The organism is Isoptericola variabilis 225 (genome assembly GCF_000215105.1).
Classification (GTDB): domain Bacteria; phylum Actinomycetota; class Actinomycetes; order Actinomycetales; family Cellulomonadaceae; genus Isoptericola; species Isoptericola variabilis_A.
Window position 1 is genome coordinate 266,378 of record NC_015588.1, and the last position, 15,604, is coordinate 281,981.

Sequence of the window (15,604 nt, forward strand, 5' to 3'; positions counted from 1 at the left end):
GAAGGCGTAGGTTCGGCGGTGCTCCAGACAGCGGGCACGCCGGGCCGACCACGCCGCGCAGCCTTGCCCCCCAGGGGGCCGTCAGCGAAGGAGACCGCGTGAAGAACGACGCCACCGGCGGGTCCGACGTCGCACCCGCGGACGTCACGCCCCTCGTCCAGCTCGTCGCGCCCGACGGCAGCCGCGTCGTCGAAGCCGACAACGCCGTGTTCCGCGAGCGCGTCGCGCACCTCACCGTCGAGGACCTGCGCGCGATGTACCGCGACATGGCCCTCACCCGGAGGTTCGACGACGAGGCCACCGCCCTGCAGCGCCAGGGCGAGCTCGCGCTCTACGCGCAGAGCCGCGGCCAGGAGGCTGCCCAGGTCGGGTCGGGCCGCGCGCTCGCCGGCCAGGACTACGTCTTTCCCAGCTACCGCGAGCACGGCGTGCTGCACGTGCGCGGCGTCGACCCCGTCGACCGGCTGCGCCTGTACCGCGGCGAGGACCACGGCGGCTGGGACCCGAACGAGCACAACGTGCACCTGTACACGCTCGTCATCGGGTCGCACGCGCTGCACGCCACGGGCTACGCGATGGGGCTGCAGCGCGACGGGCTCGTCGGCACGGGCGACGCCGCGCGCGACACCGCGGTCGTCACGTACTTCGGCGACGGCGCCACGAGCCAGGGCGACGTCAACGAGGCGCTCGTCTTCGCGGCCGTGAACAACGCGCCGGTCGTGTTCTTCTGCCAGAACAACCAGTGGGCGATCTCCGAGCCGACCACGAAGCAGTCGCGCGTGCCGATCTACAAGCGCGGCGAGGGCTTCGGCGTGCCGAGCGTGCGGGTCGACGGCAACGACGTGCTGGCCTGCTACGCGGTCACCGCCGAGGCGCTCGAGCGCGCGCACTCCGGCGGCGGGCCGACGTTCGTCGAGGCGTACACCTACCGCATGGGCGCGCACACGACGTCGGACGACCCGACGCGCTACCGCGACCGGGCCGAGGAGGAGCACTGGCGCCGCCGCGACCCGCTCGAGCGGCTCGAGGCGCTGCTGCGCGCCGAGGGCGGCTGGGACGAGGAATGGGCTGCCGCGCTGCAGGCCGAGGCCGACGCGTACGGCGAGCGTCTGCGCGACGGCGTCCGCGCGCTCGGCGCCCCGCCGGCCGAGACCATGTTCGACAACGTCTACGCGACCGACCACGCGCAGGTGACCGCCGAGCGCGCCTGGTTCCGCGAGTACGAGGCCGCGACGGCCGGCGAGGAGGTCGCCCGGTGAGCACCCAGACCCTCACGTTCGCGCGCGCCATCACCGAGGGCCTGCGCGCCGCGCTCGAGCAGGACGAGAAGGTCATGCTCATGGGCGAGGACATCGGCCGCCTGGGCGGCGTCTTCCGCGTGACCGACGGGCTGCAGAAGGACTTCGGCGAGGACCGGGTGGTCGACACCCCGCTCGCGGAGTCCGGGATCCTCGGCACCGCGATCGGCCTCGCGCTGCGCGGCTACCGGCCCGTGTGCGAGATCCAGTTCGACGGCTTCGTCTTCCCCGCCTACGACCAGATCACGACCCAGCTCGCCAAGATGCGCTACCGCTCGCGCGGCCGGGTCGAGGTGCCCGTCGTCGTGCGCATCCCCTTCGGCGGCGGCATCGGCGCGGTCGAGCACCACTCCGAGTCGCCCGAGGCGCTGTTCGCGCACACGGCCGGCCTGCGCGTGGTGTCGCCCGCCACGCCGCAGGACGCGTACGACATGATCCGCGCCGCGATCGTCTCGCCCGACCCTGTGCTGTTCTTCGAGCCCAAGGGCCGCTACTGGTCCAAGGGCGAGGTGACGCTCGGCGCACCCGTGCCCGACGGCGTGCTCGACACCGCGCGCGTCGCCCGGTCCGGCGACGACGTCACGCTCGTCGCGTACGGGCCGACGGTAGCGACCGCGCTCAAGGCCGCCGAGGCGCTCGCCGCCGAGGGCACGAGCGCCGAGGTCGTCGACCTGCGCGCCGTCTCGCCGCTCGACGTGCCCGCCGTCGCCGCCTCGGTCCGCAAGACCGGGCGCTGCGTCGTCGTCCACGAGGCGCCGTCGTTCCTCGGCGTGGGCGCCGAGATCGCCGCGCGCGTGAGCGACGAGTGCTTCTACTCGCTCGAGGCGCCCGTGCAGCGCGTGGGCGGCTTCCACGCGCCGTACCCCGTCGCCAAGCTCGAGCACGAGTACCTGCCGAGCGTGGACCGCGTGCTCGACGCCGTCGACCGCGCCCTGTCCTTCTGAGGAGGAGCACGATGAGCACGCAGCGCTTCCCCCTGCCCGACGTCGGCGAGGGGCTCACCGAGGCCGAGATCGTCGAGTGGCGCGTCGCCGAGGGCGACACCGTGACGGTCAACCAGGTCGTCGTCGAGATCGAGACGGCCAAGTCGCTCGTCGAGCTGCCCTCGCCCTGGGCCGGCACCGTGACCGCCCTGCTCGCCGAGGAGGGCACCACCGTCGCCGTCGGTACGCCGATCATCGAGATCGCCACGGGTTCGTCGCCCGCTCCCGCCTCTCCGGAGTTGTCAGGCTCAGGCGGGGGTATGGACCAGCCTGAGCCTGACAACTCCGCGGAGAAGGGGTCCGGGTCCGTGCTCGTGGGCTACGGGACGGGCGAGGGTGCCGCCGGCCGCCGGCGCCGCCGTCGTGCCACCGCGACCCCCGCTCCCACCCCCGCTCCCACCCCCGCTCCCACCCCCGCTCCCGAGTTGTCAGGCGCAGACCGCGGTATACCGCGGCGTGAGCCTGACAGCTCGCAGGATGCGGGCGGGCCGGCGATCGCCAAGGCCATGGCGAGCGTGCCGGTCAGCGAGGGCGCGACGTCGGGCACGCGCGTGCTCGCCAAGCCGCCGGTGCGCAAGCTCGCGAAGGACCTCGGCATCGACCTCGGCTCGGTGCACCCGACCGGGCCGGGCGGCATCGTGACGCGCGAGGACGTCGTCGCGCGCGCCGAGGCGTCCAAGCCGCAGACGCTCGCGACCTACCCCGACGACGACCAGCCGTGGCTGTCGACCGGGACGGTCAGCCCCGACGGGCGCCAGACGCGCGTGCCGGTGAAGTCGGTGCGCAAGCGCACCGCCGAGGCGATGGTGGCGAGCGCGTTCACCGCGCCGCACGTCACCGTCTTCCACACGGTCGACGTCACGCGCACGATGCGGCTCGTCGAGCGGCTCAAGGCCGACCGCGACTTCGCCGACGTGCGCGTCACGCCGCTGCTGATCGCCGCCAAGGCGGTGCTGCTCGCGGTGCGCCGCCACCCCGAGATCAACGCGAGCTGGGACGACGCCGCGCAGGAGATCGTCTACAAGCACTACGTGAACCTGGGGATCGCGGCCGCGACGCCGCGGGGGCTCGTCGTGCCGAACATCAAGGACGCGCACGCGCTCGACCTGCTCGGCCTCGCGCGGGCGATCCAGGACCTCACGTCGACCGCGCGCGCCGGGCGCACGACCCCCGCCGCCATGTCCGACGGCACGTTCACCATCACCAACGTGGGCGTCTTCGGCATCGACACCGGCACGCCGATCCTCAACCCGGGCGAGGCGGGCATCCTGGCGTTCGGCGCGATCCGCGAGCAGCCGTGGGTGCACAAGGGCAAGGTCAAGCCGCGCTGGGTCACGCAGCTCGCGCTGAGCTTCGACCACCGGCTGGTCGACGGCGCGCTCGGCGCGCGCTTCCTGTCCGACGTCGCGCGCGTGCTCGAGGACCCGGCGCGCGGGCTGGTCTGGGGCTGACGGGGGAGCGTCACAGCGCCCGGCGACCGGAGCGGCGCCGCGCCGCCCCTAGGCTGGACGGGTGACCTCCGCAGCCCCCGTCGCGCCCCCGTCCGGCGGCACGCCGCGCCTGCCCGCCCGCCCGTGGTGGCTGATCGCCGCCGGGCCGGTGGCGGTCCTCGTCGCGGTCCTCGCCGTGCTCGCCGCCGGCTCGTACACGCACGCGTTCGACGCGCTGTCCGGGTTCTCCGACCCGGGCGCCGCCGTCCGGTACGGGCTGCCGGTCGCGACCGTGCTCGCCGAGCTCGCCGTGTCCGTGGCCCTCGGCGCGCTGGTCGCGGCCGCGTGCCTCGTCGCGCCGGGGCGCGCGCAGTCGCGGCTGCTGTCCGCGGCGGGCGTCGCGGCGGCCGTGTGGGCGCTCGCCGCCCTGGCCCAGCTCGTCCTGCGCTACTCGTACGTCTCCGCGATCTCGCCCACCGCCGCCGACTTCGGCACCGGCCTCGGCGCGTTCGTCACCGACATCCCGCTCGGGCAGGTCGGCCTCGCGATCGTCGCGATCGCCGCCGCGACGTCGGCCCTCGCGCTCGCGGTGCGGGGCGCCGTCGGCGCGCTGTGGGTCGCCGTGCTGCCGCTCGCCGCGCTCGCCGTGCAGTCGACGACCGGCCACGCGGCCGGCGCCGCCAACCACGAGCTCGCCGTCGGCGCGATGTTCCTCCACCTCGCGGGCGCGGCGCTGTGGGTCGGCGGGCTCGGGGCGCTCGCGGTCGTCGTCGTGCGCCGGTCGGGCGCGTCGGACTCCGCCGCCGACGCCGTCGCGCGCTTCTCGCCCGTCGCGGCGTGGTGCTTCGCCGCGGTGGGCGTGTCGGGCCTGGTCAACGCCTGGATCCGCATGGAGGAGCCCGCCGACCTCACGACCCCGTACGGCACCCTCGTGCTCGTCAAGGCGATGCTGCTCGCGGTGCTCGGCGCGCTCGGCTGGACGCACCGGCGCTGGGTGGTGGGCCGCCTGGCGGACGCGCCCGAGCGCGTGCGACTTCTGTTCTGGCAGCTGCTCGCCGTCGAGCTGTCGGTCGTCGGCGCGGTGTCGGGCGTCGCCGTCGCGCTCGGCTCGACCGCCCCGCCCGTGCCCGACGACGTCCCCGCGGACACGTCGCCCGCCTACCAGCTCACGGGCTCGCCGCTGCCGCCCGAGCCGACGCTCGCCCGGTGGTTCACCGAGTGGAGCCTCGACCCGCTGTTCGCGTTCGCGTGCGTGGCCGGGCTGGTGGTGTACCTGCGCTGGGCCGTGCGGCTCGCCCGCCGCGGCGACCGCTGGCCGGTCGGCCGGACGATCTCGTGGTCGGCCGGGATGGTCCTCATGTTCTGGGTGACGAGCGGCGGCCCGTCGGTGTACGGGCACGTGCTGTTCAGCGGGCACATGGTGCAGCACATGATCATGGCGATGGTCGTGCCGCTGTTCCTCGTGCTCGCGGCGCCCGTCACCCTGCTGCTGCGCGCGATCCCGGCGCGCAAGGACGGCTCGCGCGGCCCGCGCGAGTGGGTGCTCGCGCTCGTGCACTCCCGGTGGGGGCAGTTCCTCGCGCGTCCCGTGGTGGCCGCCGTGCTGTTCGCCGGTGGGATGGTCGCGTTCTACTACACGCCGGCGTTCGAGTTCGCGCTGACCAACCACGTCGGGCACGTGTGGATGGTCGTGCACTTCACGCTCGTCGGGTACCTGTTCGCCAACGCGCTCATCGGGATCGACCCGGGGCCCGCGCGGCCCGGCTACCCGCAGCGCCTGCTGCTGCTCTTCGCCACGATGGCGTTCCACGCGTTCTTCGGCGTCGTCCTCACCTCCGGCACGTCGCTGCTCGCGGCCGACTGGTACGGCAACATGGGCCGTCCGTGGGGCCCGAGCGCGATCGACGACCAGCAGCGCGGCGGCGGCGTCGCGTGGGGCATCGGCGAGCTGCCGACGCTCGCGCTCGCGATCGCCGTCGCCGTCATGTGGACGCGGTCCGACGAGCGCGAGGCCCGGCGGCGCGACCGCCGCGCCGACCGTGACGGCGACGCCGAGCTCGCCGAGTACAACGCGATGCTCGCGCGGATGGCCGACCGCGACGAACGTCGCTGAGCCCCGCGCTCAGAGCAGCGTGTCCAGCACGCGCGCGGCGAGCCCGTGCGCGGTCGTCGTGCCCAGCCCCGACAGCACCGCGACCGCGCGGACGCCCGGCAGCGGCTCGGCGACGACGAACGGCCCCCCGGGCGGCAGGCCCACGGCGCGGCGACCGAGGCGTGCCGGCGTCGCGGGCTCCAGTCCCGACGACGACCACCGCTCGAGCACCCGCAGGTCCGCGCCGAGCAGCATGCGGGCCTCGGCGAGCAGCGCCGCGTCAGCGGCCTCGGAGCGGTAGGGTGCGACGGCGTCGGGCGTGCGCGCGGAGCCGACGACGAACGAGCCGTCCGCGCGCGAGGTGAACGCCAGGTGCACGCCGGCGTCGAGCACGCCGGGTGACCGGGTGCGCAGGCGCTCGCGCACGTCGACGAGCGCGGGGCTGTGCCCGAACGTCGGGTGGTGCAGCATCGCGCTGCCGCCGAGCACGGCGGGCAGCGCCTCGGTCGCGGCGTCCACGGCTCCGGGGGCCGTGACGCGCAGCCACTGCCGGTGCGCGCGCCGCACGTCCGCGTCGGCCACGGCGTCGGGGAAGAGCCGGTCGAGGTCGTGGCCCACCGCGACGACGACCCGCTTGGCGACGATCTCGCCGCGCGAGGTGCGCGCGAGCGTGCAGCCGCTGCCCGGCTCGAGCGTGTGCACCGCCGTCGACCACGCGACGTCCACGCCTGGGCGCTCCGCGAGCCAGGCGGCGAGCGCCGGGACCGACTCGCGCGGCTCGAGGCGGACGTCGAGCGGGAGCAGGACGCCTCCGACCACGTCGTCGCAGGCCAGGGGGGCCTTCTCCTGCACGCCGGCCGCGTCGAGCAGGACGGCGTCGCCGTCGCGCATCGCGACGAGGTCGTCGAGCACGGCGAGCTCGGCGTCGGTGCGCGCCACCACGACCGAGCCCGTCTGCCGCACCCAGAAGCCGGCCTCGCGCCCCAGCTTGAGCCACCGCTCGCGCGTCGCGAGCGCGCACGCGAGCGCGATGCCGTCCTGCGTGGTGACCGCCGCGTGGCCGTCGCCGCGGACCGACGCCCCGAGCGGGCGCGGGTCGCGCTCGACGACGACGACCGACTGCCCGCGGGCCGCCGCCTCGGCGGCGTGCGCCAGCCCGACGGTCCCGGCGCCCACGACGACGAGGTCCGCCTTCGGGGGCAGACCGGCGGGGCGGGCGGGACGGGGCGACTGCGGTCTCACGTCCAGAATCTGCCCGACGGTGAACACGCTGCTCAAGGCACCGCCGGGGTTGCGAGGAGGTGTTCGCCCACTGTTCACCTGAGGTTCCACGGGCCGTCTCCGGGGCGTCTCGTCGGGTCTCGGGAGGCCCGAGAGGTCCGAGCGTCACCGGGACTGTGATAGGACGAGCGTGTGACCCAGGACACCACCGCGGCGGCGACCCCGCCGGAGCAGCAGCCCACGCCCTTCCACGACCTCGACGCCTACGTGGCGCTGCCCCGCGTCAGCGGGCTCGCGCTGAGCCGCGACGGTTCGCGGCTCGTCACGACCGTCCAGACCCTCGACCCCGAGCGCACCGCGTACCGCACCGCGCTGTGGGAGGTCGACCCGACGGGCGAGGCGCCCGCGCGTCGCCTCACCCGCAGCGCCAAGGGCGAGTCCTCGGCGTGCTTCGCCGCGAACGGCGACCTGCTGTTCATCTCGGCGCGCCCGGACCCCGACGCCGGGAGCGACGACAAGGACCCCAAGGCCGCGCTCTGGCTCCTGCCCGCCTCGGGCGGCGAGGCACGCGTCGTCGCGACCGCGCCCGGCGGCCTCGGGGGAGTGCTCGCGGCGCGCGACGCCGACGTCGTGTCCGTGAGCGCGCCCGTGCTCCCGAGTGCCGAGGACCTCGAGCAGGACCGCGAGCTGCGCACCGCCCGCACCGACGCGAAGGTCAGCGCGATCCTGCACACGGGCTACCCCGTGCGGCACTGGGACCACGACCTCGGCCCCGACGAGGACCGCCGGTTCGTCGCCTCGCTCGCCGGCCTCGTCGACGAGCCGGCTCGCCCGCTGCCCCCGGCCGACGGCTCGGACGGCGACGCGTCCGACGACGGCGAGACGCCGGCGTCGCACCTCGACCTGCGCCAGGTCACGGGAGCCGGCCGCCAGCTGTTCGAGCACGCCGCGACCCTGTCGCCCGACGGCGGCACGCTCGTCACGACGTGGGTCGTCGCCGACCCCGGGGCCGCGCAGCGCGAGACCCTCGTCGCGGTCGACACCGCGACGGGCGAGCGCCGCACGCTCGTCGACGACCCCGACGCCGAGGTCACCGGCCCGGCCGTCTCGCCCGACGGGCGGTGGGTCGCCTACGTGACCATGACGATCACGACGCCGGAGCAGGCGCCCGTGGTCCGGCTCGGGCTCGTGGCGCTCTCGGGCGAGGGCGAGCCCGAGGTGCTGGCCGACGACTGGGACCGGTGGCCGACGTCGGTCGCGTGGCTCCCGGACGGGTCGGGGCTCGTGGTCACGGCCGACGAGGACGGGCGCGGACCGGTCTTCCTGCTGACGTTCGGGGCCGGCGGGCCCGGCGCGGGCGAGTCCGTGACGGTCGAGCGGCTGACGGCCGACGACGCGACGTTCACCGACGTCCGCGTCGCGCCCGACGGCTCCGCGCTGTACGCGCTGCGCACCTCCTACGCCGCGCCGTCGGAGCCGGTGCGGATCGACCTCGGCGCGTTCCTCGCGTCGGGCGCACCCGGCGAGCGCGAGCCGGTGACCGCCGTCGTGCTCCGCGGGCCGGTGCCCTCGCCCGAGCTGCCCGGCACGCTGACCGAGGTCGAGACGACGACCGAGGACGGCGTGCGCGTGCGGGCGTGGCTCGCGCTGCCCGACGGCGCGTCGGCCGACCGGCCCGCGCCGCTGCTCCTGTGGATCCACGGCGGCCCGCTCAACTCGTGGAACGCCTGGTCGTGGCGGTGGAACCCGTGGCTGATGGTGGCGCGCGGGTACGCGGTGCTGCTGCCGGACCCGGCGCTGTCGACCGGCTACGGGCAGGACTTCGTGCAGCGCGGCTGGGGCGCGTGGGGTCAGGCGCCGTACACCGACCTGCTCGCGATCACCGACGCCGCCGAGGACCTGCCCGAGATCGACGCGACCCGCACCGCCGCGATGGGCGGGTCGTTCGGCGGGTACATGGCGAACTGGGTCGCGGGGCACACCGACCGCTTCCGCGCGATCGTCACGCACGCGTCGCTGTGGGCGCTCGACCAGTTCGGCCCCACGACCGACCACGCCTACTACTGGGCACGCGAGATGACCCCCGAGATGGCCGAGGCCAACAGCCCGCACCGGTTCGTGGAGAACATCCGCACGCCGATGCTCGTCGTGCACGGCGACAAGGACTACCGCGTGCCGATCGGCGAGGGCCTGCGGCTGTGGAACGAGCTGCTCACGAAGTCGGGCCTGCCCGCCGACGACGACGGCTCGACCGTCCACCGGTTCCTCTACTTCCCCGACGAGAACCACTGGGTGCTCAGCCCGCAGCACGCCAAGGTCTGGTACCAGGTCGTGCTCGCGTTCCTCGCCGAGCACGTGCTGGGGGAGAAGCCCGAGCTCCCCACGACCCTCGGCTGACCGCGAAGTAGCGCGGGAACTCGCGAAGTAGCGCGTTCCCGCGCTACTTCGCGGACTCGCGCGCTACTTCGCGGACTCGCGCGCTACTTCGCGGACTCGCGCGCTACTTCGCGGGTTGTCTCGGGGCGAGGAGCACGTCGACGAGCTGCTCGATGCGGGCGTTGGGGCCCTCGTCGTCGGGCGCGCCGAGGAGCACGGCACGGCTCGCCTCGGCGTAGGCGGCGAGCAGGAGGTCGACGGCGGTGCGCGGCTCGACGACGAACCGCAGGCCGAGCGCGTCGAGCAGCCGCGAGATGGTCGCGGCGAGCTCGTCCTTGAGCGCGCGCTGCTCGGCCAGGTACCCGGCGGCGACGGACGGGTCGCGCAGCGCGAGCAGCTCGAACTCGGCCGACATCACGCACCACCGCCGCTCGGCGTCGGGGTGCGGCCCGACGGCGGCGAGCACCGACCGCAGCACGGTGCGGATGCCCTCGGGGCTGCGGACCTCGGCCGGGTCGAGCCGCTGCGCGAACTGCTCGAGCGTGGCCAGGTGGCGACGCTTCTCGCGGTCCATGAGCGCGAGGAAGAGCTCCTCCTTGCTCGCGAAGTTCGAGTAGAACGCGCCGCGGGTGAAGCCGGCCGCCTCGCAGACCGCCTCGATCGACGCGCCCTGGACGCCGAGCTCCGCGAAGACGTCGAACGCGGCGTCGAGCAGGCGCTCGCGGGTGCGCTCGCGGCGCGGCGAGCGCACGCGGGACTCGGTCGTCACGTCGGCCTCCTCGGGTGAATGTCGCCCCCACTCTATCCAGTGCACGGGTGTATCGGATACATTCGTGCATCGGATACAGTGCTGTATCGGAAACCCCATCGTCCGTCGACCCGGGAGCCCCTGTGTCCTCCGTCCTCTACTCGCTCGGCCGGTGGGCCGTGCGTGCGCGCCGCCTCGTGGTGATCGGCTGGCTCGTCGTCCTGGCCGCGGTCGGAGGCCTCGCGGGCCTGCTCAACCAGGGCCTCGACAACTCGGTGAGCATCCCGGGCACGGAGTCGGCGGCCGCGCTCGACCGGCTGGCCGCGACGTTCCCCCAGGTCAGCGGTGCCTCGGCACAGGTCGTCGTGGTCGCCCCCGACGGCGCCACGATCCGCGACGAGGCCGTCCGCGAGCCCGTCGAGCACGCCGTCGACGCGCTCGGCGCGCTCGACCAGGTCGCGGCCGTGACCTCCCCGTACGACGACCTCATGCCCGCCTCGGTGAGCGACGACGAGCGGGCCGCGCTGCTCACCGTCCAGCTCGACGCCGCCTCCGAGAACGTGGGCGAGGGGACGCGCGAGGCGCTCGCCGACGTCACCGACGAGCTCGCGGCGGCGCTGCCCGCGGGCGCGCAGGCGTCGCTCGGCGGCGAGCTGTTCGCGACCGAGTTCCCCGAGATGAGCCTGATCGAGGGCCTGGGCCTGATCGTGGCGCTGGTCGTGCTCGTGCTCACGCTCGGCTCGCTCGTGGCGGCCGGCCTGCCGCTCGTCAACGCGCTGCTCGGCGTCGGCGTCGCGATGGGGCTGCTGTTCGCGGCGACGATCTTCGGCCCCATCAACTCCACGACGCCGATGCTCGCCGTCATGCTGGGCCTGGCGGTCGGCATCGACTACGCGCTGTTCATCGTGTCCCGCCACCGCGACGAGCTGCGGTCGGGCATCGCGGTCGAGGAGGCGGTCGCGCGGTCGGTCGCGACGGCGGGCTCGGCCGTCGTCTTCGCGGGCCTCACGGTCATGATCGCCCTCGTCGGCCTCGGCGTGGCCGGCATCCCGTTCCTCACGATCATGGGCGTCGCGGCCGCGGTCGCCGTCGGCCTGGCCGTGCTCGTCTCCCTCACGCTGCTGCCCGCGCTGCTCGCCTTCGCCGGTGAGCGGCTCCGTCCCGCCCCAGCCCGCCCCCGCCGCGGCCGCGCGGGCCGGCGCGCGGCGAGCGCCGCCGTCGTGCACGACGACGTGCACGGGCACGAGCACCACAACCGCTTCTTCGCGGGCTGGGTCCGCACGGTGACACGCGCGCCCGCGCTGACGATCGCGATCGTCGTGGTCGTCGTGGGCCTGCTCGCGTGGCCCGCCACGCACCTGCGGCTCGCGCTGCCCGACGCCGGTGCCCTGCCGCAGGACAGCTCCGCGCGGCAGACGTACGACCTGGTCCGGGAGAACTTCGGCGAGGGCTTCAACGGCCCGCTCGTCGTCACGGGCTCGATCGTCACGAGCACCGACCCGCTCGGGCTCATGGAGGAGCTCGCGGACGAGATCCGCGCGCTGCCCGGCGTGGCCGACGTGCCGCTCGCGACGCCCAACGAGACCGCCGACACCGGCATCATCCAGGTCGTGCCCGAGGGCGCGCCCGACTCCGAGGCGACCGAGGACCTCGTCCACGAGATCCGGGACCGGCACGACCACTTCCTCGAGGAGTACGGGGTCGACCTCGCCGTCACCGGCTTCACGGCGGTCGGCATCGACGTCTCGGCGAAGCTCGGCGCCGCGCTGCTGCCGTTCGCGCTCGTCGTCGTCGGCCTGTCGCTCCTGCTGCTCACGATGGTGTTCCGCTCCATCTGGGTGCCGGTCAAGGCGACGCTCGGCTACCTGCTCTCGGTCGGGGCCGCGTTCGGCGTCGTCACGCTCGTCTTCGAGGACGGCGTGCTGGCCGACGCGCTCGGCGTCACGCGCCTCGGCCCGGTCATCAGCTTCATGCCGATCGTGCTCATGGGCGTGCTGTTCGGCCTGGCCATGGACTACGAGGTGTTCCTCGTCTCGCGCATCCGTGAGGAGTACGTGCACGGCGGCGACGCACGCCGCGCGATCGTCACGGGCTTCGCGGCGTCGGCCAAGGTCGTCACCGCCGCGGCGGTTATCATGTTCGCGGTCTTCGTCGCGTTCGTGCCGCACGGCGACATGAACCTCAAGCCCATCGCGCTCGGGCTCGCGGTCGGGGTCGCGGTCGACGCGTTCGTCGTCCGCATGGTGCTCGTGCCGGCGGTCCTCGCGCTGCTCGGCGAGCGCGCGTGGTGGATCCCGCGCTGGCTCGACCGCGCGCTGCCGACGTTCGACGTCGAGGGCGAGGGCCTCGCCAAGGAGCTGCGGCTCGCGTCGTGGCCGCGTCCCGCCGTCGCGGGCGTGCCCGACGACGCGGTCGCCGTCCGCGACCTCGAGGTCGCCGGCCCGTCCGGCCCGCGTCCGGGCGAGCCGCCGCTCGTCGGCCCGGTCAGCGTGCTCGTGCCCGACGGCGGTGCCCTGTGCGTGCACGGCGACGCCGCGGCGCCCGTGCGTGCGCTGCTGCTCGCGCTCGCCGGGCGCGTGGCGCCCGACGCCGGCGCGGCGAAGGTCACCGGGCTCGTGCTGCCCGAGCGCGCGTCGACCGTGCGCGGCCGCGTCGCCGTCGTCGACGCCGCCGCCGAGGCCGGGCGCCCCGCCGAGGCCGTCGACGCCGCGGTGCGCGACGGCGCCCGCATGGTCGTCGTCGACCGGACCGACGACGTCGTCGACCGCTCCGCGCGCGAGGCGCTCGCCGACGCGCTCGCCCGCGCCCAGCTCGCGGGCACGGCCGTGGTGCTCGGCGCGACCGGCGTCGCCGCCACGGACCTCGTGCCGCCGGGCACGCCCGTGCTCGACGTCGGAGGCGGCTGGGGTGCGCCCGTCACCCTGAGCGGCGGCCAGGTCCCGCCGCCCGTCCCGTCCGGCCACGTCCCCGTCGCCGAGGCGCCACCGACACCCGCGCGCACCGACGACCAGCGCGACCCCAGCATCGAGGAGGTGCGGGCATGACCGCCCCGATCACCGCCGGCCCCGCCCGCTCGCCGCGGCGCGACGCCTGGCGCATCACCGCCGTCGCGCTCCTGCCGATCCTCGTGCTCGGCCTGCTGCTCGCGGCGCTGTGGAACCCGATGGAGCGCCTCGGCACCGTCAGGGCCGCGATCGTCAACCTCGACGAGCCCGTCGAGCTCGACGGGCAGCTCGTCCCGCTCGGGCGCCAGCTCGCGGCGGGTCTCGTCGCGGGCGAGAACGCCGGGCAGGCCACCGACGGGTCCGCGGAGGCCGTGCGACCCGCGGGCACCAACTACGCGTGGGAGGTCACGGACGCCGACCGCGCCCGGGCCGGGCTCGACGACGGCACCTACGCCGCCGTGGTGACGATCCCCGAGGACTTCTCGGCGGCCGCCACCTCGTTCGGCGGCGACGACGCCGGTGCCGCGCGGAAGGCGACGATCGACGTCGCGACGCCGGAGGGCGGCCGGGTCGTCGACGACGCGCTCGCCCGGATCGTCGCGACCACCGCGACGTCCGTCATGAGCAGCACCCTCACCGAGACGTACGTCGACAACGTGCTCATCGGATTCGACACGCTCGCCGAGGGCATCGGCGAGGCCGCCGACGGCGCCGGGCAGCTCGCCGACGGCGCGGGCGAGGCCGCCGACGGCGCGTCGCAGCTCGCCGACGGCGCCGGCCAGCTCGCGGACGGTGCGGGCGAGGCGTCGTCGGTGGCGTCGCAGCTCGCGTCCGGAGCGACGCAGCTCGCCGGCGGGGCGACCGAGGCGTCGTCGGGCGCGGCCCAGCTGGCGGGCGGCGCGTCCCAGCTCGCCAATGGTGCGCGCGAGGCGTCGACCGGTGCGTCGCAGCTCGCCGACGGCGCGGGGCAGGTGGCCGACGGGACGAGCCAGCTCGCCGGAGGCGTCGGCCAGAGCGCCGACGGCGCCCACCAGCTCGCGGACGGGCTCGACGCGCTGGCCGCCGGCGCGGGTGACGCCGTCGCCGGGGCGGACGAGCTCGCGGGCGGGCTCGACGCGCTCGCCGCCGGCACCGCCGGTCTTCCCGAGCAGACGCTGCAGTCCGCGGCGGCCGTCCGGGACGTCGCGGACGCCCTCGGTGCGTACGTCGCCCTCGGCTGCACCGTCGACCCGTCCACGGACGCGTGCGCGCAGATCGACCTCGTCGAGATTCAGGCCGGTGCCGCCGGCCTCGCGGCCGCCATCGAGGAGGGTGTCGGTGATCCGGGCTCGGCGACGTCGCCGCCCACCGGCCTGTACGCCCTCACCGCCGGCATCGCGCAGAGCGCGGACGGCGCTGCGGCGCTCGCGGGCGCCCCGGCCACGGAGAATCGGCCGGCGACCGGGCTGCGCGCGCTGCAGGGCGGCGTCGGCCAGAGCGCGGCGGGCGCGGAGCAGCTCGCGGGCGGCCTCGACCAGCTCGACGCCGCCGCGGGTCAGCTCGCGACCGGTGCGTCGGGCGTCGCGGCGGGTGCGTCCGGCCTGGCCGACGGCGTCGGGCAACTGGCCACGGGAGCGTCCGGGTTCGCGGCCGGTGCGTCCGGCCTGGCCGACGGCGTCGGGCAGCTCGCGACCGGGGCGTCCGGCGTCGCGACGGGTGCCTCCGGGCTGGCGGACGGCGTCGGGCAGCTCGGCACCGGCGCGGGCGAGCTCGCGACCGGGACCGAGGGCCTCGCGGACGGCGTCGGGCAGCTCGCCGACGGTGCGGGCAAGCTCGCGGACGGCCTCGACGAGGCGACCGAGCAGATCCCCGCGTACTCCGAGAGCGAGCGGCAGAACCTTGCGTCCGTGGTGGCAGATCCGGTCGCCGCGCCGGGTGTCGACGACCTGTCGACCGGCGCGACCGGCCCGCTCTTCGCGGTCGTCGCGCTGTGGCTCGGGGCGCTGGGCCTGCTCACGGTCTTCCCGCCCGTGGTGGCCCGGGCGCTCGGGTCGACGCGCGGGTCGGTCCGGCTCACGCTCGAGGCGGCCCGCGTGCCGGCCCTCGTCGGCCTGGGCACCGGCGCGGTCGTGGGCGGGATCCTCGCGGTCGTCGAGGACGCGTCGCTGCTGAGCACGGTGGGCGCGGTGGTCGTCGGCGCGCTCGTGAGCCTGTGCTTCGTGGCCGTGCACCAGGGCTTCCTCGGGTGGCTCGGCGACCTCGGCCGCGGCATCTCGCTGCTCATCGCGGTGCTGCTCATCGGCACCGGCGTGGTCGCGACCGTCCCCGACGTCCTCGTCGGCCTGGCCGACCTGCTGCCGACCGGTGCCGCGCGCGACGCGCTGCTCGCCGTCGTCGTGCCGGGCGTCGGAGGCATCGCCTCCGCGATCACGTGGCTGGTGCTGTGGACGCTCGCCGGCCTGGCGCTCGCGGTCGGCGCGACGGCACGCAGCCGTCGGACGCGGGTGGCGGCGCTCCTGCGGGCGTGATTCG

The 15,604-nt window shown here is 75.6% G+C and carries 9 protein-coding genes; 7 read left to right on the forward strand and 2 right to left on the reverse strand.

The window, feature by feature from the left end; genetic code table 11:
• The first annotated feature begins 98 nt into the window (after positions 1–98).
• The 4 genes from pdhA (at position 99) to ISOVA_RS01280 (ending at position 5,824) form a co-directional block, all read left to right on the forward strand.
• Positions 99–1,259, forward strand: coding sequence for a pyruvate dehydrogenase (acetyl-transferring) E1 component subunit alpha (pdhA, locus tag ISOVA_RS01265; protein ID WP_013837452.1), 1,161 nt, complete (start codon positions 99–101; stop codon positions 1,257–1,259).
• The gene (locus ISOVA_RS01270) at positions 1,256–2,242 is read left to right on the forward strand and encodes an alpha-ketoacid dehydrogenase subunit beta (protein ID WP_013837453.1); all 987 of its coding nucleotides are present in this window, start codon (positions 1,256–1,258) and stop codon (positions 2,240–2,242) included. Before pdhA ends, ISOVA_RS01270 begins: the two co-directional genes overlap by 4 nt.
• An 11-nt stretch (positions 2,243–2,253) precedes the next feature.
• Positions 2,254–3,732, forward strand: a complete 1,479-nt coding sequence (locus tag ISOVA_RS01275) for a dihydrolipoamide acetyltransferase family protein (RefSeq protein ID WP_013837454.1) — start codon at positions 2,254–2,256, stop codon at positions 3,730–3,732.
• A 61-nt stretch (positions 3,733–3,793) separates the two neighbouring features.
• Positions 3,794–5,824, forward strand: coding sequence for a bifunctional copper resistance protein CopD/cytochrome c oxidase assembly protein (locus tag ISOVA_RS01280; RefSeq protein WP_013837455.1), 2,031 nt, complete (start codon positions 3,794–3,796; stop codon positions 5,822–5,824).
• A gap of 9 nt (positions 5,825–5,833) precedes the next feature.
• Here the strand turns inward: ISOVA_RS01280 and ISOVA_RS01285 are convergent, their stop codons facing one another.
• Positions 5,834–7,045, reverse strand: coding sequence for an FAD-dependent oxidoreductase (locus ISOVA_RS01285; RefSeq protein WP_221927829.1), 1,212 nt, complete (start codon positions 7,043–7,045; stop codon positions 5,834–5,836).
• Between the two features lie 171 nt (positions 7,046–7,216).
• Between ISOVA_RS01285 and ISOVA_RS01290 the strand changes: the two genes are divergently transcribed.
• Positions 7,217–9,421 (forward strand): S9 family peptidase, encoded by a 2,205-nt coding sequence (locus ISOVA_RS01290; protein ID WP_013837457.1) that lies wholly within the window; start codon positions 7,217–7,219, stop codon positions 9,419–9,421.
• Positions 9,422–9,524: 103 nt separating this feature from the next.
• Here ISOVA_RS01290 and ISOVA_RS01295 read toward each other — a convergent pair whose 3' ends face one another.
• Complete coding sequence (locus ISOVA_RS01295; RefSeq protein WP_013837458.1) at positions 9,525–10,169, reverse strand: TetR/AcrR family transcriptional regulator; 645 nt, start codon at positions 10,167–10,169, stop codon at positions 9,525–9,527.
• 122 nt (positions 10,170–10,291) lie between these two features.
• On the opposite strand from ISOVA_RS01295, the gene ISOVA_RS01300 reads away from it, so the two are divergent.
• Together ISOVA_RS01300 and ISOVA_RS01305 are read left to right on the forward strand one after the other, a co-directional pair.
• Positions 10,292–13,192: an MMPL family transporter gene (locus ISOVA_RS01300; RefSeq protein ID WP_013837459.1), complete on the forward strand. Its 2,901-nt coding sequence runs from the start codon at positions 10,292–10,294 to the stop codon at positions 13,190–13,192.
• Positions 13,189–15,600 (forward strand): YhgE/Pip domain-containing protein, encoded by a 2,412-nt coding sequence (locus ISOVA_RS01305; protein ID WP_013837460.1) that lies wholly within the window; start codon positions 13,189–13,191, stop codon positions 15,598–15,600. The genes ISOVA_RS01300 and ISOVA_RS01305 overlap by 4 nt, the downstream gene beginning before the upstream one ends.
• The last annotated feature ends 4 nt before the right edge of the window (positions 15,601–15,604 follow it).